The organism is Rhodopseudomonas rhenobacensis, from assembly GCF_014203125.1.
Classification (GTDB): domain Bacteria; phylum Pseudomonadota; class Alphaproteobacteria; order Rhizobiales; family Xanthobacteraceae; genus Rhodopseudomonas_A; species Rhodopseudomonas_A rhenobacensis.
On sequence record NZ_JACHIH010000016.1, the window covers coordinates 37942 to 56389 of the forward strand.

Here is an 18448-nt window from a genome sequence, read left to right on the forward strand (position 1 = left end):
CCGCCGGACGCTGCCGGCGGCGAATGAGCTGCGCATCGTGGGGCTCAAAACCGCTTGCAATCGTCGGGGCCGATGGCTTCTTCGCCCGAGACATTGCCGACGATCTTGAACTGGCCGCCGCTGACGCGGACCACATACATCGGCTGGATCGCCTGGTGATCGCCGGCGCGCATGGTCTTCTTGCCCTGCGGCGTGGCCCATTCCAGCCCGCGCATCGCCTCGCGCACCTTGTCGGTGTCGGTGGACTTCGCCTTTTCGACCGCAGCCTTGTAGAAATAGATCAGGCCGTAGCTGTCGGCGCCGTAGAGATCGGGGTCGGACTTGTTGGCGGCCTTGAAGGCGGCGACGAAGGTCTTGTTCTCCGGCGTATCGATCTGCGTCGAATAGCCGACGCCGGTGCCGAAGCCCTCGGCGGCAGCGCCGATCGCCGCGATGTTCTGCGAGGTCACGGTGCCCGACGCACCGACCACCAGCAGGTCTTTCAGCAGGCCGAAATCCTGCATCTGGGTCAACAGCCGCACGGTGTCGTTGCCGGCGACCGAGGTGTAGAGCACCTCCGGGCGGGCCTGGCGCAGCTGCCCGAAATATTGCGTGAAGTCCTTGCTGTCGAGCGGCGCGAACACCTCGCCGGCCGGCGTGGCGCCGAGCGCTTCGACGGTCTTCTTGAAGGTCGCCACGGTGGAGCGGCCCATCTCGTAGTCGGGGCCGAGGAAATACACTTTGGCTTTGGGCTTCTGCTTGATCACCCAGGCGGCGAGCGCGGTGGATTGCTGGCCGGCGCGGGCGTTGACGCGGAATACGTTCGGCGAACATTTGTCGGTGGTGATGGAATCCGCGAACGACACCGTGGTGGCGATCAGCTTGCCGGCGCGCTCGGCGGTCTGCCCGACCGCCAGCGTCGAGCCGGAATTCACCGTGCCGGTGAGGAAATCCACCTTCTGCACGTCGAACAGTTTTTCAGCCTTCTGCACCGCAACCGACGGATTGGCTTCCTCGTCCTCGAAGATCAGCTGCACTTGGCGGCCCATGATGCCGCCGGCGGCGTTGACCTCGCTGGCGGCGAGCTCGAGACCCCAGCGCACCTGCTGGCCGATCGGCGTGTAGGTGCCGGACAAAGGCGTGACGACGCCGATCTTGATCGGATCGGCCGCGAATGCCGGCGCGGTCAGCGCCGTGGTGGCGCACAAGCTCGCCAGTATGAGTGTTGTCCTGATCACGTGCTCTCCTCCCGGTGAAGTGTCTTGGTGACTGCGGCACTCTGTCGGTGCTGCTTAGGGTCGGCGCGGCGTCGATGACCGCCGCATTGGTCGATCACCCCGCCACCATCGAAGACGTCTGCCGCGACGCTGCAGGCTTGCCGGGGCGACCCGCCAGGCCGATCTCGCGGCAAGCCGCGCAACAGCGTCGCTTTCGCAATGTTGTGAAAGAACCGGCAGAGCACAGCGATGCCGGTCGTTCTTACGACTTACCAAACGGTCTCAATATGTTCGCTGCGGTGCACGGCGGGGTGGCGGCCAATGGCGGACGGAGGCGCGGCAATCGGCCGAGGTCCGCGGCGGCGACGGCGGCTTGGCCGCGTCCACCAGGAACGCGCGCCGATTGCTCACAGACGCCCTTCAATCGGCTCAGAGCACTGCAAGCGATCTGCGATGGGGCAACGCAAAGTGCTTGCAGCTGAGATAGGCCGCGCCGAGGCAACATCTGTCGCGCTTTTACAAGAGGATTAGCTCGCCGATCCTGCCCAATAGGGTAGATACCGCGCGTTTCTTCGTCCTTGCCCCTCTTCTGCCGGGATTATTCGCCCAGATCGAACTAATTCTGAAATTACAGAAGAAACGGCCTGATATTCCTCGTCCGGCAAAGAAAAGCGCTCCCGAAGAGTGGAATTGCTCATATAGTTGTGCTGCATCCATCGTAGCACGCAATGGAAGAAACCGGCTCGTAGCTTCTCCTGTTTTGACATTTCGCTGAATGGCCGAGGGCTAAACAGCACCACGCGCATTGAATTCTCTGAGGATACAAATTCGGGTGGTGGCAAATGCAAGCGCTCAACCTCTATCATCGCTTTGTCAAGGCCACTGCCGCGCTCTTCGCAAAGGTTTAACTGCCTCATCATCATCGCGAGCTTTTCGTTTCTAGAACGCCTTTCGTCCAGTAACCTGTCTGTGGCAATCAGACAGTTGCCGGGATTTGTGAATTCCACTCGGTCAGCATAGATTTCAACAAGAGGTCCGGCGCCCGTGATCGTCAAATCTTGGTGGATCATCGAGTTAGCGATGATCTCTCGAATTGCAATTTCTGGATACCGAGGCGTGTTACGTCTCACACCGTCGATATATCGCTCTTCTTTTGGTAAGTGTGCCATCAACCACTTCATCATATTCACAAAGCCCGCCGCATATCCCATACTCGCTTCGCGGCTTAGATCAGAACGGCTTTTGTCTCGTCCACTATAACTGACGATGCGCATTGCCTTCCCCTGTATGGGAGGGAACTTAGTGACATCTTTCGCCAGAAGGATTGCACCCAAATTAGTGATGTCAAATTTGCCCTCTAGGTTATCTCGGACAAGACCACACCCTTCTAGCTTTCGAAGGATTTCATTATTGAGCGACGGAAGCGGTTCGTTTAGCAAACTGTAGAAAGCATCAATCTCAAGTAAAGCTAGAGCGCCTTCAGGACTCTGATTGGTCAGGGCTACTGCTTCCTCGAATTTTCGGCGACTAGTTGCCAGCCAAAGGGAGCGCTCATGGTTTGGGAAGTCAGCAAGCCTTTTCTTATTCTCGCCAATTCGAATGTACTCGATGCCAGCAAACCTTACCGGTCGATCATAGGTCGGCTCGATCGCCAAAATTGCGAACTTCATACCGCCGCATTCGAAATCCAAGAATTCCATCATCAGCCGGGGCTCAATCACGCGGCTGATCCAGTTGGGGAAATTTTCCGCCCCTTTGCGAAGATCAGCGAGCACAGTCGAGGTGCCCACTCTGGCTCCTGTCCCGTCTTCAACTCCGAAAACGAGGAACGCGCGGTCTTTCCCAGCAAGCATTGCTGAGTTCGACAGCGCCGAGACGTATTCGCCAATTTCCCCAACGTCCGAGAGGTTGCATTTGAATTCTAACCACTCGACCTCGCGGGGCTCTTTCAGGAGCCTTTCGAGGAGAGCGCAAGGATCGTCCACTGCCATCCGCGTACCTTCGTTAGACGTTTTATCCCCCTTATATCGAACTCCCAGGAGCGTCATGGAAAGGGACAAAAAATTTTAATTGCTTTCAATGAGTTATCCAAATCCGATGCGGAATTCTTTATCCTTGTTTTGAGTGGATTCGGAAGTCGCCATCGCTGACGCAAGGTACTGCCGCGTGAGGCTCGTAGGACGAATTTTGGAAATTGGTAGGGCGGGGCAAGCCTGACGCAGGCCTAACCGACGCGAGCCTCGCCACGACCATGCCAGGGCAAAGGTATATCGTACTGGTAAAATTGGGAAAATGGTGCCCAGGGGCGGGATCGAACCACCGACACTGCGATTTTCAGTCGCATGCTCTACCAACTGAGCTACCTGGGCGCCGCCCCGGAACGTCCAGGGAGCGCCGGGTTATAGTCAGGCCAGACAGCGCTGTCCACCCGCCCGACGTCGATTTACGCAGTGAAAAATTCTGGCTGTTCAAGAGCCGTCCGGCGGCGCGGCCCATCCGCCCTGGCAAGGGAGGGGGGCCGGCTCACGATCCCCTGCCGCGGATCTCGATTCAGGGAAAAGCCATGCTCGATCAAGATCTAGCGCACCGCGCTCAATCGGCGTCGTCGTCGTCGTCCTTGGCGGCCGGGATGCTGTAGGAATTCGACAGCCAGCGGTTGAGGTCGACGTCGCGGCAGCGCTCGGAGCAGAACGGCCGCGAGGCCTCGGTGGCCGGCTTGCCGCAGATCGGGCAGCGCTTCTCCGGCTTGGCCGCCTTGGCCGGCTTCTCAGCTGGCATTGAGCCAACCGGCGCGAATCGGGAAGCCCTCGCCGCCGAGCAGCGAGATGGTCTCGTACAAAGGCAGCCCGACGATGTTGGTATAGGAGCCGACGATCTTGACCACGAAGGTGCCGGCGATGCCCTGCACCGCGTAGCCGCCGGCCTTGCCGCGCCACTCGCCGCAGCCGACATAGGCCGCGATGTCGTCCTCGTTGAGCCGCTTGAACCGCACTTTGGTCTCGATCAGGCGCTGCCGGAAGCTTTCCTTCGGCGTCACCAGGCAGATCGCGGTGTAGACCCGGTGGTTGCGGCCAGAGAGCAGCCGCAGGCACTGCGAGGCCTCGTCGACCAATTCGGCCTTCGGCAGGATGCGGCGGCCGACCGCCACCACGGTGTCGGCGGCGAGCACGAAAGAGCCGCGCAAATCGTCGTCGAGCTGCACCGATTTCAGCGCCGCCTCGGCCTTGGCGCGGGCCAGGCGATTGGCGCAGGAACGCGGCAATTCGCCCCGCGTCGGGGTCTCGTCGATGTCGGCCGGACGCAGCGCGTCGGGCTCGATGCCGGCCTGGTTGAGCAGGGCGAGCCGCCGCGGCGAGCCGGAGGCGAGAACGAATTTGGGACGGCCGAGCATGCGGGGATTTTCGGGGCTGGAGGGGTGCGCGCGGAACCTATCGGATGCGTCCGGCTTCGACAACCGCGCAGGGAGAGTTTCGCCGCGGCGACGCATCAAGCCGCCGTGTCCCGGGCGTGGAGCAGCGCGGCTTCGCGCTGGTCCGCAGAACCGGGACCGTTACGAATGCTGGCTCTCGGGGTGCCCATCGCGAAGACTGCGGTCCGTCACGGCCCCGGATCTGCAGCGCACCACGCCGCAAGCGCGGCGTAGTGCACTGCGTCCGGGGCACGTTGGGGAGAGGCCACAAGCGCGGCGCGTTGCACTGCGTCCGGGGCACGTGCGTTGAGAGGCCGCAGCGCGGCGTTATGCGCGGCGTCGAAGGCCGCCTCACTCATTCCCCAGGCCATGGCGGCCGAATCGTTTGCGGATGTGCGCGCGCAGGCCGTCGCGGACCTCGCGATAGGCCTGCAGCCGCTGCTCGCGGTTGCCGTCGAGCCCGGTGGGGTCCGCGGTCGGCCAGTATTCGACCTCGACGGCGTGGGTGCGGGTCAGTTCCAGCGCCTTGTGGTGCGCCTCCGGCGACAGCGTGATGATCAGGTCGAAGTTCAGTCCCTCGTAATCATCGAGCTCGTCGATGGTGGTGGGCTTGTGCTTGGTGATGTCCTCGCCGAGCTCGGCCATCGCCGCCACCGCGAACGGATCGAGCTCCTGCTTCTTCACCCCGGCGGAGCGCACATACATGGTGCGCGGCGCGATCTGCCGCAGCAGGCTCTCCGCCATCGGCGAGCGCACGGCGTTCATCCCGCAGGCGAACAGTACGGCTTGCGGATGGCGCGACCGCGCCGGGGCCGGCATCGGCTATATCCGCAGGATGGCGCGCGGGCGAAGGCTCGATCCAAGCCCGCACGCGGCGTTCATCGCTCAGCCCTTCCAGTGCAGCACGGAGATCAGCGTGAACAGCCGCCGCGCGGTCTCGAAGTCGATCCGCACCTTGCCGGCGAGCCGCTCCTGCAGCGTGCGCGAGCCTTCGTCATGGATGCCGCGGCGGCCCATGTCGATGGCCTCGATCTTGTCCGGCGTGGCGGTGCGGATCGCCTGATAATAGCTGTCGCAGATCATGAAGTAGTCCTTCACGATGCGGCGGAACGGCGACAGCGACAACAGGTGCACCATCACCGGGCTGCCGTCCTCGCGGCGGATGTCGAACATCAGCCGGTTGCCGGTGATGCCGATATGCAGCGTGAACGGGCCTTCGCCGACGCCCTCCGGCGCGAATAGGTTCTTCTCGACCAGGTCGTAGATCGCGATCGCGCGCTCGTGCTCGATGTCGGGACCGGAACGCCCGATCGATTCCTCGTCCAGCGTCACCGCCACGATGCAATTTCGGGAATCGTCTGGTTCCTGCTGGCTCATCGCAAATTGAGGCGCAATCCAACCGAGCGCGCATGGGCATCGAGGCCTTCGGCCTTGCCCAGCGTCATTGCCGCCGGGCCCAGCGCACGCAGTTGCTCGGGCCCGCATTTCAGCATCGAGGTTCGCTTCATGAAGTCAAGCACGCCGAGGCCGGAAGAGAACCGCGCCGACCGCGCGGTCGGCAGCACGTGGTTGGAGCCGCCGACGTAATCGCCGATCGCCTCCGGCGTGTGCGGGCCTAAGAAGATCGCTCCGGCATTGCGGACCCGGCCGGCCACCGCCTCGGGATCGACGGTCATGATTTCCAGATGTTCGGCGGCGAGCGCATTGGCGATTTCGGCGGCCTCGTCGAGATTGGAGACCAGGATCACCGCGCCGAAGTCAGTCCATGACGCGGTCGCGATGGCGGCGCGCGACAGCGTGGTGAGCTGCGCGGCGATGGCGCGCTCGACCTGGTCGGCGAGGTCGGCGTCGTCGGTGATCAGGATCGACTGCGCGTTGGCGTCGTGCTCGGCCTGCGCCAGCATGTCGGCGGCGATCCAGTCCGGATTGCCGGTGGCGTCGGCGATGATCACCACCTCGGAGGGGCCGGCGATCATGTCGATGCCGACCTTGCCGAACACCAGCCGCTTGGCGGCGGCCACATAGGCGTTGCCGGGGCCGACGATCTTCGACACCGGCGCGATGGTCGCGGTGCCGTAGGCCAGCGCCGCCACCGCCTGGGCGCCGCCGACGCGGTAGATCTCGGTGACGCCGCCGAGTTGGGCAGCGGCCAGCACCAAAGGATTGAGCTTGCCGTCCGGGGTCGGCACCACCATCACCAGCCGCTCGACGCCGGCGACCTTGGCGGGCACCGCGTTCATCAGCACCGAGGACGGATACGACGCGGTGCCGCCGGGGACGTACAGCCCGACCGCCTCGATCGCGCTCCAGCGCCAGCCGAGCTCGACGCCGAGCGCGTCGGTGAAGCGGTCGTCCTTGGGCAATTGCCGGCGGTGAAACGATTCGATGCGGTCGCGCGCCAGTTTCAAGGCGTCGATGGTCTCGGCATCGCAGGCGGCGACCGCGGCGGCGACCTCGTCCGGGCCGATCGCGAGGCCGGCGGCCTCGAGCGGCAGCCGGTCGAATTTGGCGGTGGCCTCCAGCAAGGCGGCGTCGCCGCGCTTGGCGACGTCATCGACGATGCCGCGGGTGGCGGTCTCGATGTCGAGCGAGGCCTCCCGCTTGGTGGCGAGGAACGCGTTGAATCGGGTGGCGAAATCGGCGTTGCGGCGATCGAGGCGGATGGGCATTTGCGGGTTCCAGCAGGGTCTTCGTCCGAAGGGCCCCCTGCTCAATGACGTGGCAAGAAATCGCCGTCAACCCTTGGGTTTCATAGAAGTCGGGTTTGGCGGGAGCGGCGGGGTGGCAGGTCGGCCGCCCGATCAGGGGCCGGCGGCGCCGCCGCCGGGATCGGTGGCGAGATCGTCGGCGCCGAGATCGTCGGGGCCAAGATCGTCAGGACCAAGATCGGTCAGTTCGCACTCCAGGCATTCGAGGTCGAGCCGCAGCGCGCCGCCATTGCGGAACATCAGCAGCGCCGCGCCGCCCGGGGCATCCCCGGGATAGAACTCGATGCCGAGCAATTCCAGGATCGCGCCCGGCGTGTTGAGCTCGATATTACGCGATTTGCAGGCCAACACCCGGTCGAACCGCAATGCTGCGATCAGCCGGCCCGGCAACGGTTCGCCGGCCAGCGTCTGGTCCCAGTCCGGCCGGCTCAACCCCAGCACCAGCCGCTTCTCCTGCTGCCGCCAGACGATGTCGCCGGCGTGCAACCTTGCGTCCTGGACATGGGCGGAGATCACGGCGAGATCGTCGGCATCGAGCGCGATCAGCTTGAGCAGCCCGGTCACGGCGTCACCCTGCACCTTATCCGCTGATGCGCTCGATGGTGGCGCCGCAGGCGGAGAGCTTTTCCTCGAGCCGCTCGAAGCCGCGGTCGAGATGATAGATCCGGTTGACCATGGTCTCGCCTTCGGCGGCAAGGCCTGCGATCACCAGCGACACCGAGGCGCGCAAGTCGGTCGCCATCACCGGCGCACCGCGCAATTTGGCGACGCCGTCGATGGTGGCGGTCTCGCCGTCGAGATGAATCCGCGCGCCGAACCGCGCCAATTCCTGGACGTGCATGAAGCGGTTTTCGAAGATCGTCTCGGTAATGTGCGAGGCGCCCTTGGCGCAGGCCATCAGCGCCATCAGCTGCGCCTGCAGATCGGTCGGGAAGCCCGGGAACGGCGCGGTGGTGACGGTGACCGGATTGATCCCGGCGCCGTTGCGGGTGACCCGGATGCCGTCATTGTTGACGGTGATGGTGGCGCCGGCCTCGGTCAACACGTCGAGCGCCGATTGCAGCAATTCCGGCCGCGCGCCGGACAATTGCACATCGCCGCCGGTCATCGCCACCGCCATCGCATAGGTGCCGGTCTCGATGCGGTCCGGCAGCACGGTGTGGCGGGCGCCGTGCAGCTTGGCGACGCCTTCGATGGTGATGCGCGGGGTGCCGGCGCCGGTGATCTTGGCGCCCATCTTGTTGAGGCAATCGGCGACGTCGACGATTTCCGGCTCGCAGGCGGCGTTGCTGATGGTCGTGGTGCCCTTTGCCAGCGTCGCGGCCATCAGCGCCACATGGGTGCCGCTGACGGTCACCTTGGGGAACTCGATCGCCGCACCCTTGAGGCCGCCGGGAGCCTCGGCAATCACATAGCCGCCGTCGATGGTGAGGGTGGCGCCGAGCTTTTCCAGCGCCATGATCAACAGATCGACCGGCCGGGTGCCGATCGCGCAGCCGCCGGGCAGCGAGACTTTCGCCTGGTGCATCCGCGCCAGCAGCGGCGCGATCACCCAGAACGAGGCGCGCATCTTCGAGACCAGCTCATAGGGCGCGGTGGTGTCGATGATGTTCTTCGCCGAAATGTGCAGGGTCTGGCCCTGATATTCGTGGTCGCCGGGGCGCTTGCCGGCGGCCATGATGTCGACGCCGTGGTTGCCGAGAATGCGCTGCAATTGCGCGACATCGGCGAGCCGCGGCACGTTGTCGAGGATCAGGGTTTCGTCGGTCAAAAGACCGGCGATCATCAGCGGCAGTGCTGCGTTCTTGGCGCCGGAGATCGGAATGGTGCCGTTGAGCTGTGCGCCGCCGACGATGCGAATCCGATCCATGCCTGGTCCTGCCGATTGCTGCTGGGTTGCTGTGCCGACGTTCTAGGCGTGTCCGCCTGGGATTGCAAAAGCCGCGGGATTTGCGGCGATTTCATGGGAACTCGGCTGGTTTTGCCGGATTTGGGGCAAAAATGCCGGGCTTGGCGTGGCCCTGGCCCCTTCCCTCGCCCCGCTTGCGGGGAGAGGGTGGCGTGACAAGCGAAGCTTGTCGCGTCGGGTGAGGGGGCGCCGCGTTTTGCCGAGGCGCCCCCTCACCCGACCCGGCTCCGCTGCGCTACGCCGGGTCGACCTCTCCCCGCACGCGGGGAGAGGTGGGGGGCGCGGCGGGCGCATCCGACGAGCTTGAGATCACCCGACCTTGTTGATGTCGGCGCTCTCCAGCACTGGCTTCGGATAGCCGTCGCGGGCGACGGTAATCATGGCGCGGCCGACCCGCTCGGTGGTGGTCATGGCGTTCGGCGCGACCTTGCTGAGCCAGCTCCACAGCGGCGCGCCGAGCCGATAGATCGTGTTGATCCACGGCGTCTTCGACTCGATGCCGTGCAACGGCTGGATCGCGGCGGGGCGGAACATGTAGGCCCGAAACGGCAGCTTCAACAGATCGTTCTCGGTCTTGCCCTTGACGCGCGCCCACATCAGCCGGCCCTGCTCGGTGGAGTCGGTGCCGCGGCCGCTGACATAGATGAAGGTCATCGCCGGATTGAGCTTCGCCAGCGTCCGCGCCGCCGCCAGCGTGATGTCGTAGGTCAATTGCCGGTAGTGCCGCTCGTTCATCCCGACCGAACTGACGCCGAGGCAGAAGAAGCAGGCGTCATAGCCAGCCAACTGGGATTCGATGTCGGAGAAATCCAGAAAATCCTCGCGCAGGATTTCGTGCAGCTTGTCGATCTTCCGATGCGTCGAGCTGCGGCCGATCACCAGCACGCGTTCGACCAGCGGATCGCGCAGGCATTCCCGCAACACACCCTGCCCGACCATCCCGGTTGCGCCGAACAAGATCACCTTCATGCAGCGTTCCATCCCTCGCGCGACACCAGCCACCGCCTGATGCCGATGCGGGCCGCGCCGCAATCATACGCGACTTGACGGGACAGATACAGCCGCGGCGCCGGCAGGGCGTCGCGGCGCATGGGCACAACTTTGCCGCGCGACGCGCGATCAGGCGGCGCTGGTCAGCGCCGGTCGGAACCGTCGTGTGGCCAGCACAATCACGACGACGAAGAAAGCCAGCAGCGCACCCTGCGCCGCGAAGAACGGCGGCTCGGTCTGGGTCGGCGCCAGTGCATTGAGCAACGAGATTTTCACGAACCCCTGAACCACCAGCACGAACATGTTGAGATACAGCGAGAGCAGCGCTGTTATCACGTAGATCGGCCGCCACACGCCTTCGAGCCGTCGCAGGTAAAGCGCGATCACCGCCGCGGCGAGCAGCAGCAGCGAGATGATCCCGACGATGTGCGACGGCAACAATTGCGCAAAGGGAAAGAAGAACCCGGTGACGCTGGTCAGGATCGTGGCGGCGAGGAACAGCGCGGTCCAGCCGCGCAGCGGATTCGAAGTGAGCAGTCCGACCATCGCGATCAGCCCCGCGGCGATCGCGACCAGGCTGATCAGAACATGGATGAGCGTAAACGTCGACAGACTGAGACCGAGAATCATCGTCGCCTCCCGTCGTGCAAACTGATTAAGTAATCAACTTTGTCGTCCAAGCGAGGTTAAGTGAAAATTCCGACGCTGGCTAGTTGCTGCAACGCGCAACGCCGCACAGCTTTGCGGCAGGTCGATCAAGAAATGTTGAGCATCATGCCACAATTCGTCGCGGGCGAAACCGCTGCGATACGAGTGACGCGCGTTCGAGTTAGATGGATGCGCATCGCAATCGGCAGAAGTCATTCCGGGGCGCGAGCAGCGAAGCTGCGAGCGAACCCGGAACCCAGTACTCACCGCCCTGGAATACTGGATTCCGGACTTGCTCGTTCTTCGAACTCGCAACCCGGAATGACGACGCAACTCGATTTGATGCCTCAACTCGACCGAATACTGCGCTAACGATCGAGAAATTCGACCAGCTTCGGAATCACCTGATCCGGCGCCTCTTCCATCAGCCAGTGCCCCGCGCCGGTGATGACCACGCCATCGACATGGCTCGCGACCAGCTTCGCCTGCGTGATCAAGACCTCGCCGGAGGCTTTCTCGCCGCTCAGCACCAGCATCGGCCTAGTCAGCGGCGTCTTGGCAAAGCCTGCGAAATCCGCGGCGTCCTGCTCGAAGGCGCGGAACACTTCGAAGCCGGCGGCCATATGGCCCGGCTGCGCATAAGCCTCGGCGTAGAATTTCCGATCCGCCTCCGGCACCGATTTGGTCGGGTCGGCGGCGAAGTCGTTCCAGAAGTGCTCGAAATAGATCCGCTCGCGACCGCTGACCAGCGCCAGCGGCGTCTTGCCGTAGAAATGAAAATGCCAGAGGTCGCGCAACAGCCAGACACGGGTCCAATCGCCGACGCCGGGCAGGAACGCATCCATCAGCGCGATGCGCTCCACCTCGGCGGGATACTGCGCCGCATAGGCGTAGGCCACCATCAGCCCGATATCGTGGCCGACGATCTTGACGCGGTCGATCTTGAGACTCTGCAGCAGCGCGTGAACGTCGCGCGCCAGCGCCGCCTTGGTGTAGCCGTCGGGCGGCGCGTCAGAGCTGCCGAAGCCGCGCAGATCCGGCGCTATCACCAGATGTTTGTCGGCGAGCCTTTCGATCAGCGGCCGCCACATCCGGCTGGTTTCGGCGTAGCCATGCAGCAGCACGATGGCGTCGCCCTGGCCGGCGCTCAGATAGTGCAACTTGACGCCGTTGACGGTGGCGAATTTGTCTTGCGGAGGTTCGGCCCGCGCCGAGGGGGGCGATGCTGCGATCATCGCCAGCCCGGCGATGATCAACCAGAACGTCCGTCCGAAGCCGTGAAACGTATTTCTCAGCAAGCGCATCATCGACCTCCGGTCTGGTTCCGACTTGACGTGATTCAGTTGGCGTCACCGCACCGACGCCTGCTCCCGACACGGCGCCGGCGCCGCCGTCAGGCTGTCGGCGAGATAGCCGTGCAGTGCCGCGACCACCTGCGCGCCCTCGCCGATCGCGCCGCCGACCCGCTTGACCGAGCCGGAGCGCACGTCGCCGACCGCGAACACGCCCGGCACCGTGGTCTCGAGCAGCGTCACCGGCCGCTGATGCTGCGCCGACGTCGCGCCGGTGACGACGAAGCCGGCGCGGTCGAGCGCCACGCCGCAGCCGTCGAGCCAGCCGGTGGCGGGATCGGCGCCGACGAACAGAAACACGTTGCGGATCGGCATCCAGCTGGTCTCGCCGGACAGCCGGCTGCGCAATTGCGCGCGCTCCAGCGAGGCGTCCGGCGCGCCCTCGATCGACACCACCTCGGTGTTGAACAACAGCTCGATGTTCGGCGTCGATTCGATGCGCTCGATCAGGTAGCGCGACATGCTGGCGCCGAGCCCGCCGCCGCGGATCACCATGTGCACCTTGCTGGCGTGCGCCGACAGGAACACCGCGGCCTGGCCGGCGGAATTGCCGCCGCCGACCAGGATCACCTCCTGCGCGGCGCACAGCCGCGCCTCGATCGGCGAGGCCCAGTACCACACGCCGCGGCCCTCGAACTTCTCGAGATTGGTCATCTGCGGCCGCCGATAGCGCGCGCCGCTCGCCACCACGATCGCCTTCGCGCGCAACGGCGCGCCGTCGTCCAGCGTCAGCGAAAAATTGCCGTCCTCGCAGCCGCACTCCAGCGTCTTCACCGACACCGGGATCATGATCTCGGCGCCGAATTTCTGCGCCTGATTGTAGGCCCGCGCGGTCAGCGCCAGGCCGGAGATGCCGGTCGGAAAGCCGAGATAGTTCTCGATCCGCGCGCTGGCGCCGGCCTGGCCGCCGAACGCCCGTGCATCCAGCACCGCGACCGACAGCCCTTCGGAGGCGGCATAGACCGCGGTCGATAGCCCCGCGGGCCCGCTGCCGACGATTGCCACGTCGTAGAGTTTGTCGGGGCTGACCGCGGCGAGCATCCCCATGGCGCGGGCGATCTCGACCTCCGACGGATTGCGCAGGATGCTGCCGTCCGGCGTCACCACCAGCGGCAGGTCGGCGGGCTGCGGCGCGGAGCGCGCCACCAGTTCGGCGGCGTCTTTGTCCTGCGCCGGATCAAGCAGGTGATGCGGATAGCCGTTGCGGGTGAGAAAGCCCTGCAGCCGCACCACGTCGCCGGAATTCGCCGCGCCGATCAGCACCGGGCCGCCGACGCCACCCTGGATCAGGCTGACGCGGCGCAGAATCAGCGCCCGCATGATGCGCTCGCCGAGGTCGGCTTCGGCGACCAACAGCGCGCGCAGCCGCTCCGGCGGGATCAGCAGGCATTCGACTTCGCCCTCGGCATGGCCGTCGACCAGCGCGAAGCGGTTGGACAATTGGCCGAGTTCGCCGAGGAACTGGCCGGGGCCCTGCTCGACCACCGGGGAGACGTGGCCGAGCCCGTCGCGTTGGGTGATCGCGACGTGGCCCGCGAGGATGACGAACATGCCTGGTCCGGTCTTGCCGGTTTCGAACAGCGTGTCGCCGTCGTGATAGCGCCTGACCTCGCCGAACCGCCGCATCCGGTCGATTTCAGCCGGCGTCAGCTCAGGAAAGGTCTGTTCGTGCCGCGGATGCATCGCCGAGCGCGAGGCCGTCTCTCGGAGGCTGTCGTTGCGGCTGTCGTTTGCGGATTGAAGCGACATGGGGCGGCGCACCTCTGGTTAGGCGTTGGGGTCCTGGGCTTCGGCGGTCGGCGGCGAGGTCTCGGATGGCTCGGGCGGCGTCGCGGCCGCCCGCCCGGGCGGCGGCGCGGGCTGCTCGGCGCGGCCGCGCAATTGCGATTTCCGCCGCTTCAGGTTTTCGCGCAAGGCATCGCGCAGCCGGCTTTGCCGCGCTATGTTGCGATCGGTCTTGGACAGCTCGGGCGCGTCGGTCATGGCGTGACGGTCGGTTCTCGCAGGTTCGGAAAGGTGATCATGATCCCAACATATGCGCTGGCTGCTGCGCCGCAACAGACCCTCGCGGAATGGCATCGCTTCGTCGCAACCGGCAGCGAAGACGTGCTGCGGCCATTGCTGGCGGAGCACATCGTGTTCCGCTCGCCGTTCGTGCAGTCGCCGATCCCGGGTCGCGCCGCGACGCTGCTGGTGCTGACCACGGTGACGCAGATTTTCGAGGATTTCCAGTATCACCGCACGTTCGTTGCCGGATCGCACGACGCCGGGCTGGAATTCTCCGCCCACATCGGCAAATGGCAGCTCAAGGGCATCGACCTGATCCGGTTCAACGAGGCCGGCGAGATGATCGAATTCGAGGTGATGGTGCGGCCGCTCAAGGCGTTGGCGGCGCTCGGCGAGGCGATGGGGAACCGGATCGGCCCGCAATTGCTGGCCTTGAAGGCCGCAGCGGCCGGATGACGTTTCGCGGGCGGCGTCGGGATGCTCGCAATCCTCGATTGAACAGGATGTCTTGCGAAACCGTGGCCGGCGTTTCGGGATCGGCCGCGGAGCTGGCTGGCACCTCAGCCGGTCCCGCCGCCCCCGCCAAAAGATGGTCAACAAGTCGTCGTCTGCCGCTTGCGTCGACGGATTCAATGTGGCAAGGATCGCCACGCGTTGCGGCGGCCCTCGGGGCTGATTCCCGCATCGATAAAATGCTGCCGTAGCTCAGTGGTAGAGCACTCCATTGGTAATGGAGAGGTCCACAGTTCGACCCTGTGTGGCAGCACCATTTTTCCCGCTGACATTTCAATAGCCTGCTGAAGGCATTGGGCATTTCGCGTCGTTCATGGCGCGGGACCGGCGCACAACGCCTTGAGAACTGCTTAACTGACAAAGCGCAGGCTTCATTGCGCAGCCGGGACCGCGCAACTAAGCGGCGAGGCAGCCTTGCGCGACGATCACCCTTGCGCCGGCATCGGCCAAACGCTGGCATTGCTGCGGCGAGGCGCCGGCGTCGGTGACCAGCGTCCAGCGCGGCGGCAGCGGCGCCCAGGCCTGTTGTTCGGCGCGGCCGAGCTTGCTGGCGTCGGCCAGCACGACCAGCTCCTTGGCCTGCTGCATCATCAGCGACTTCAGCGCCACCTGCTCGAGATCGGCCTCGCACAGGCCGCGGCCGGCGACCACGCCGTCGGCGCTCATGATGGCGCGGGTCGCCGACAGCCGGCGCAGCGCCTCGTTGGCGAGCGGCCCCATCGTGCTCATGCTGGTCGAGCGCAGCGCGCCGCCCAGCACCACGAGCTCGATCGCCGGCGCCTTGGCGAGAAACGGCAACAATGCCAGATTGTTGGTGATGATGCGTAGCCGCCGCTGCAGCAAGAGCCGGCCGAATGCCGCCACCGTCGAGCCGGCGTCGAGGATCAGCGTGTCGCCGTCCTCGATCAGGTCGACCGCGGCGCGGGCGATCGCCTGCTTGGCATCGCCGTCGACTGCGAGGCGCTGCTCGAAGGTGGTCTCGATGGCGTGGCCGGTGAGAATCGCGCCGCCATAGGTGCGGCGAACCGCGTTGGTCTTGGAGAGCTGCTGCAGATCGCGCCGCACCGTGGAGGCGGAGACCGCAAAGCGCTGCGCCAACTCGTCGATATCGATCTCGCCGGCGTTCAGGGCCTCCAACAGGCGGGCGTGACGCTCCTTGCTGCGCATCGACATCGAACCTCAGATCCACTCCGCTTGGTGACGGCGTGCCGCCGGACGCCTTGAGGCAACCCCGTGGCACCGCCGTTTCGATAGCACGCGGGATCGCCGCAGTGGAATGCGGCGCTTCTCCGACCTTAAGCCGTCATTCCGGGGCGCGAGCAGCGCAAGCTGCGCGTGAACCCGGAATCCAATACTCACTGCCCTGGAATACTGGATTCCGGGTTCGCTCGTTCTGACGAACTCGCGCCCCGGAATGACAGCCTCGTTTTCAGTCGCCGCAGCGCGATTGATTGAATGCTCAGACCGCCGCGACGACCGGCTTCGGCGCCAGTTCGACCGCCTGGCGCAGCGCCTCGATCAGGCTGCGCTCGTCGGCGATGCCTTTGCCGGCGATGTCGAAGGCGGTGCCGTGGTCGACCGAGGTGCGGATCACCGGCAGGCCGACGGTGATGTTCACCCCGGCTTCAAGCCCGAGCACCTTGATCGGGCCGTGGCCCTGGTCGTGATACATCGCCACCACCATGTCGAAGTCGCCGCGGCCGGCGAGGAAGAACAGCGTGTCGGCGGGCAGCGGACCGCGGACGTCCCAGCCCTTGCGCTGGCAGGCTTCCACCGCCGGCGTGATCTTCTCGGCTTCCTCGCCGCGGCCGAACAAGCCGTTCTCGCCGGCGTGCGGATTGATCGCGCAGACCCCAATCTTCGGATTCTTGATGCCGGCGCGGACCAGCACTTCGTGGCCGCGGCTGATCACGCGCTCGACCAGGCCGGGCTCGATCTTGGCGATGGCGTCGATCAGGCCGATATGGGTGGTGACGTGGATCACCCGCAATTTCGGCGACACCAGCATCATCGAGACTTCCGGCGTGCCGGTGAGGTGCGCCAGCATTTCGGTGTGGCCGGGGAATTTGTGGCCGGCGGCGTGCAGCGCTTCCTTGGACAAGGGCGCGGTGCAGATGCCTTGCGCGATTCCGGCCTGCACGATCTGCACGGCCTTCTCGATGAAGCGATAGGCCGCTTCGCCGGCGATCGGCGACATCTTGCCGAACGGCAGATCGTCAGGGACGATATTCAGATCGACGCACTGCACCGCCTTGGAGGCGAAGTTGGCGTCGCGGGCATCGCTCAACGAATCCACCTGCAGCGACAGCCCGCAGATCTTGCCGGCCTGGCGCAGCCGGTTGGCGTCGCCGATCACCAGCGCGTTGCAATTCTTCTGCGCGTCGGGATGCGCCAGCGCCTTCATGATCACCTCGGGCCCGATGCCGGCAGGATCGCCCATGGTGATCGCGATGGTCGGATGGGTCATGTGAAGCTTCCTTTGGTTCGAACGGCGGCAAGCCGTTCGCTGATACGGATCAGGCTGTGTTCGTCGCCGAACGCGCCGGCCTTGGTGGCGATCGGGACGACGAGCCGGCCCAGCGTGAGGCCGAGCGAGACGCCGGGCTCGATCTCGTCGGCGAGCCGGATGCCGTTGACGCCGAACCGGGCCAATAGCGCCGCCGCGGTCTCGCCGCCGGTGGCGGCAAAGGCGCCGATCGACGGCGCGACGCTTTGCAGCGCCTCAGCCAGCCGCTGCGCCAGCTTGGGGCCGAGCGCCATGTCGGGATGATCATTCATCACGATCTCGACCAGGGCATCGCCGCCGCCGGACAGCCGTTGCATGACCGCGAGCGCCAGTTCGGCGCGGCCGGCGCCGTCGTTGAGCAGCGTCTCGGGGGTGACCGGGAAATGCGTCACGGTGCCGGTCGCTACCAGCTTGCACGCCGCGGCGCGCGAGGCGCCGGCCAGCGAGCCCACCACGATCAACGTGCCGCAGGCGCTGGTCGGGATCCGCAGCGGTGCGACGGCGTGCTCGGCCTGCAGACCGGCCAGCGCGTGTGCCAGCCCGCCGCTGCCGATGAAGAAGGTGGAAGGCGCTGCCGGCAGGCTGGCCTCGGCGATCAGATGCAGATCCTGGTCGGTCTCGGCATCGCACACCGCGACCACATCGCCCTGCCGCGCCAGCTCGACGAACGTGGCGCGCAGCTCGCCGCCGCGGATGGTGGCGAGCGTCACCTTCTCGCCGCCGACGCCGGCGCTCGCCAGCACGTCGACCAGATCGGCGTTCGGATAGGAATGGTCGCGCTGCCAGACCTCGGCCTGCTCGAGCGGCTGGCCGCCGACCACGATGCGTCCGTCGATCGTGATGCGGCCGGTGGCCGGAAACGCCGGCGCGAATACGCCGAAGGCAGCGCCGGCGTGCGCCTTGAGATAGGCCATCGTCGCCGCGGTTTCTGCCGCGGGCTGGCCGCGCAGCGTCGAGTCGATCTTCTTGAACAGGATGCGATCCGCCGCCGCGAGCTGCGTCAGCACGTCGGTGTGGCGTTTCGCGGCGTCCGCGGCACTCAGGCCGCGGCTCGCTGCATCATAGGCCAACACCGGCAGCTGGTGATCCTGCGCGGCGTCGGCCTCGCCCCAGGTCACCGCAGCCGCGCGTCCCCTTCGACCGAAGGCGATCGCGCAGTCCGCGGCGCCGGTGAGATCATCCGCGAGGATCAACCAGCCATGGGTCATGG

Annotated in this window: 18 protein-coding genes and 2 tRNA genes; 2 read left to right on the plus strand and 18 right to left on the minus strand. The window is 65.5% G+C overall.

All coding sequences use genetic code 11. The features are described from left to right. Positions 1-44 precede the first annotated feature (44 nt). The 15 genes from HNR60_RS13515 to HNR60_RS13585 form a co-directional block, all read right to left on the minus strand. Positions 45-1217 (minus strand): ABC transporter substrate-binding protein, encoded by a 1173-nt coding sequence (locus HNR60_RS13515; protein ID WP_184258318.1) that lies wholly within the window; start codon positions 1215-1217, stop codon positions 45-47. 506 nt (positions 1218-1723) lie between these two features. Then, complete coding sequence (locus HNR60_RS13520) at positions 1724-3187, minus strand: ATP-binding protein (RefSeq protein ID WP_184258320.1); 1464 nt, start codon at positions 3185-3187, stop codon at positions 1724-1726. 302 nt (positions 3188-3489) lie between these two features. Then, positions 3490-3565 (minus strand) — tRNA-Phe (locus HNR60_RS13525). A gap of 223 nt (positions 3566-3788) precedes the next feature. Next, complete coding sequence (yacG, locus tag HNR60_RS13530) at positions 3789-3974, minus strand: DNA gyrase inhibitor YacG (protein WP_184258322.1); 186 nt, start codon at positions 3972-3974, stop codon at positions 3789-3791. Then, entirely contained in the window at positions 3964-4587 is a 624-nt protein-coding gene (locus HNR60_RS13535) for a Maf-like protein (RefSeq protein WP_184258324.1), read from the minus strand. Before HNR60_RS13535 ends, yacG begins: the two co-directional genes overlap by 11 nt. 369 nt (positions 4588-4956) lie before the next feature. Next, positions 4957-5424: an arsenate-mycothiol transferase ArsC gene (locus tag HNR60_RS13540; RefSeq protein WP_184258326.1), complete on the minus strand. Its 468-nt coding sequence runs from the start codon at positions 5422-5424 to the stop codon at positions 4957-4959. 66 nt (positions 5425-5490) lie between these two features. Further along, on the minus strand, positions 5491-5982 hold the full coding sequence (locus HNR60_RS13545) for a UPF0262 family protein (RefSeq protein ID WP_184258328.1): 492 nt from the start codon (positions 5980-5982) through the stop codon (positions 5491-5493). After that, the gene (hisD, locus tag HNR60_RS13550; RefSeq protein WP_184258330.1) at positions 5979-7274 is read right to left on the minus strand and encodes a histidinol dehydrogenase; all 1296 of its coding nucleotides are present in this window, start codon (positions 7272-7274) and stop codon (positions 5979-5981) included. Before hisD ends, HNR60_RS13545 begins: the two co-directional genes overlap by 4 nt. Positions 7275-7406: 132 nt before the next feature. Beyond that, positions 7407-7877 (minus strand): DUF2948 family protein, encoded by a 471-nt coding sequence (locus HNR60_RS13555; RefSeq protein ID WP_184258420.1) that lies wholly within the window; start codon positions 7875-7877, stop codon positions 7407-7409. A gap of 16 nt (positions 7878-7893) precedes the next feature. Further along, positions 7894-9183, minus strand: a complete 1290-nt coding sequence (gene murA / locus HNR60_RS13560) for a UDP-N-acetylglucosamine 1-carboxyvinyltransferase (RefSeq protein ID WP_184258332.1) — start codon at positions 9181-9183, stop codon at positions 7894-7896. Positions 9184-9531: 348 nt separating this feature from the next. Next, entirely contained in the window at positions 9532-10191 is a 660-nt protein-coding gene (locus HNR60_RS13565; RefSeq protein WP_184258334.1) for an NAD-dependent epimerase/dehydratase family protein, read from the minus strand. A 150-nt stretch (positions 10192-10341) separates the two neighbouring features. Next, complete coding sequence (locus tag HNR60_RS13570) at positions 10342-10842, minus strand: hypothetical protein (RefSeq protein ID WP_184258336.1); 501 nt, start codon at positions 10840-10842, stop codon at positions 10342-10344. 386 nt (positions 10843-11228) lie between these two features. Further along, complete coding sequence (locus tag HNR60_RS13575) at positions 11229-12167, minus strand: alpha/beta fold hydrolase (RefSeq protein ID WP_246432933.1); 939 nt, start codon at positions 12165-12167, stop codon at positions 11229-11231. A 42-nt stretch (positions 12168-12209) separates the two neighbouring features. After that, positions 12210-13895, minus strand: a complete 1686-nt coding sequence (locus HNR60_RS13580) for an FAD-dependent oxidoreductase (RefSeq protein ID WP_246432939.1) — start codon at positions 13893-13895, stop codon at positions 12210-12212. Between the two features lie 84 nt (positions 13896-13979). Next, on the minus strand, positions 13980-14195 hold the full coding sequence (locus HNR60_RS13585; protein ID WP_184258340.1) for a hypothetical protein: 216 nt from the start codon (positions 14193-14195) through the stop codon (positions 13980-13982). Between the two features lie 39 nt (positions 14196-14234). Between HNR60_RS13585 and HNR60_RS13590 the strand changes: the two genes are divergently transcribed. Further along, positions 14235-14675: a nuclear transport factor 2-like protein gene (locus HNR60_RS13590; RefSeq protein ID WP_184258342.1), complete on the plus strand. Its 441-nt coding sequence runs from the start codon at positions 14235-14237 to the stop codon at positions 14673-14675. Between the two features lie 238 nt (positions 14676-14913). Next, positions 14914-14988: transfer RNA gene (locus HNR60_RS13595), tRNA-Thr, on the plus strand. 140 nt (positions 14989-15128) lie between these two features. On the opposite strand, the gene HNR60_RS13600 is transcribed toward HNR60_RS13595, so the two are convergent. The 3 genes from HNR60_RS13600 to HNR60_RS13610 form a co-directional block, all read right to left on the minus strand. Beyond that, positions 15129-15905: a DeoR/GlpR family DNA-binding transcription regulator gene (locus tag HNR60_RS13600; protein WP_184258344.1), complete on the minus strand. Its 777-nt coding sequence runs from the start codon at positions 15903-15905 to the stop codon at positions 15129-15131. Between the two features lie 286 nt (positions 15906-16191). Beyond that, positions 16192-17199: a 4-hydroxythreonine-4-phosphate dehydrogenase PdxA gene (gene pdxA, locus HNR60_RS13605; RefSeq protein WP_184258346.1), complete on the minus strand. Its 1008-nt coding sequence runs from the start codon at positions 17197-17199 to the stop codon at positions 16192-16194. Further along, complete coding sequence (locus HNR60_RS13610) at positions 17196-18446, minus strand: four-carbon acid sugar kinase family protein (protein WP_184258348.1); 1251 nt, start codon at positions 18444-18446, stop codon at positions 17196-17198. Before HNR60_RS13610 ends, pdxA begins: the two co-directional genes overlap by 4 nt. Between the last annotated feature and the right edge of the window lie 2 nt (positions 18447-18448).

What these genes read in the sequence shown, in the direction of transcription:
- HNR60_RS13520 (WP_184258320.1), bottom strand. Translation starts at nt 3,187, where the DNA reads ATGGCAGTGGACGATCCTTGCGCTCTCCTCGAAAGGCTCCTGAAAGAG.
- yacG (WP_184258322.1), bottom strand. Translation starts at nt 3,974, where the DNA reads ATGCCAGCTGAGAAGCCGGCCAAGGCGGCCAAGCCGGAGAAGCGCTGC.
- HNR60_RS13535 (WP_184258324.1), bottom strand. Translation starts at nt 4,587, where the DNA reads ATGCTCGGCCGTCCCAAATTCGTTCTCGCCTCCGGCTCGCCGCGGCGG.
- HNR60_RS13540 (WP_184258326.1), bottom strand. Translation starts at nt 5,424, where the DNA reads ATGCCGGCCCCGGCGCGGTCGCGCCATCCGCAAGCCGTACTGTTCGCC.
- HNR60_RS13545 (WP_184258328.1), bottom strand. Translation starts at nt 5,982, where the DNA reads ATGAGCCAGCAGGAACCAGACGATTCCCGAAATTGCATCGTGGCGGTG.
- hisD (WP_184258330.1), bottom strand. Translation starts at nt 7,274, where the DNA reads ATGCCCATCCGCCTCGATCGCCGCAACGCCGATTTCGCCACCCGATTC.
- murA (WP_184258332.1), bottom strand. Translation starts at nt 9,183, where the DNA reads ATGGATCGGATTCGCATCGTCGGCGGCGCACAGCTCAACGGCACCATT.
- HNR60_RS13565 (WP_184258334.1), bottom strand. Translation starts at nt 10,191, where the DNA reads ATGAAGGTGATCTTGTTCGGCGCAACCGGGATGGTCGGGCAGGGTGTG.
- HNR60_RS13570 (WP_184258336.1), bottom strand. Translation starts at nt 10,842, where the DNA reads ATGATTCTCGGTCTCAGTCTGTCGACGTTTACGCTCATCCATGTTCTG.
- HNR60_RS13575 (WP_246432933.1), bottom strand. Translation starts at nt 12,167, where the DNA reads ATGATGCGCTTGCTGAGAAATACGTTTCACGGCTTCGGACGGACGTTC.
- HNR60_RS13580 (WP_246432939.1), bottom strand. Translation starts at nt 13,895, where the DNA reads ATGCATCCGCGGCACGAACAGACCTTTCCTGAGCTGACGCCGGCTGAA.
- HNR60_RS13585 (WP_184258340.1), bottom strand. Translation starts at nt 14,195, where the DNA reads ATGACCGACGCGCCCGAGCTGTCCAAGACCGATCGCAACATAGCGCGG.
- HNR60_RS13590 (WP_184258342.1), top strand. Translation starts at nt 14,235, where the DNA reads ATGATCCCAACATATGCGCTGGCTGCTGCGCCGCAACAGACCCTCGCG.
- HNR60_RS13600 (WP_184258344.1), bottom strand. Translation starts at nt 15,905, where the DNA reads ATGTCGATGCGCAGCAAGGAGCGTCACGCCCGCCTGTTGGAGGCCCTG.
- pdxA (WP_184258346.1), bottom strand. Translation starts at nt 17,199, where the DNA reads ATGACCCATCCGACCATCGCGATCACCATGGGCGATCCTGCCGGCATC.
- HNR60_RS13610 (WP_184258348.1), bottom strand. Translation starts at nt 18,446, where the DNA reads ATGACCCATGGCTGGTTGATCCTCGCGGATGATCTCACCGGCGCCGCG.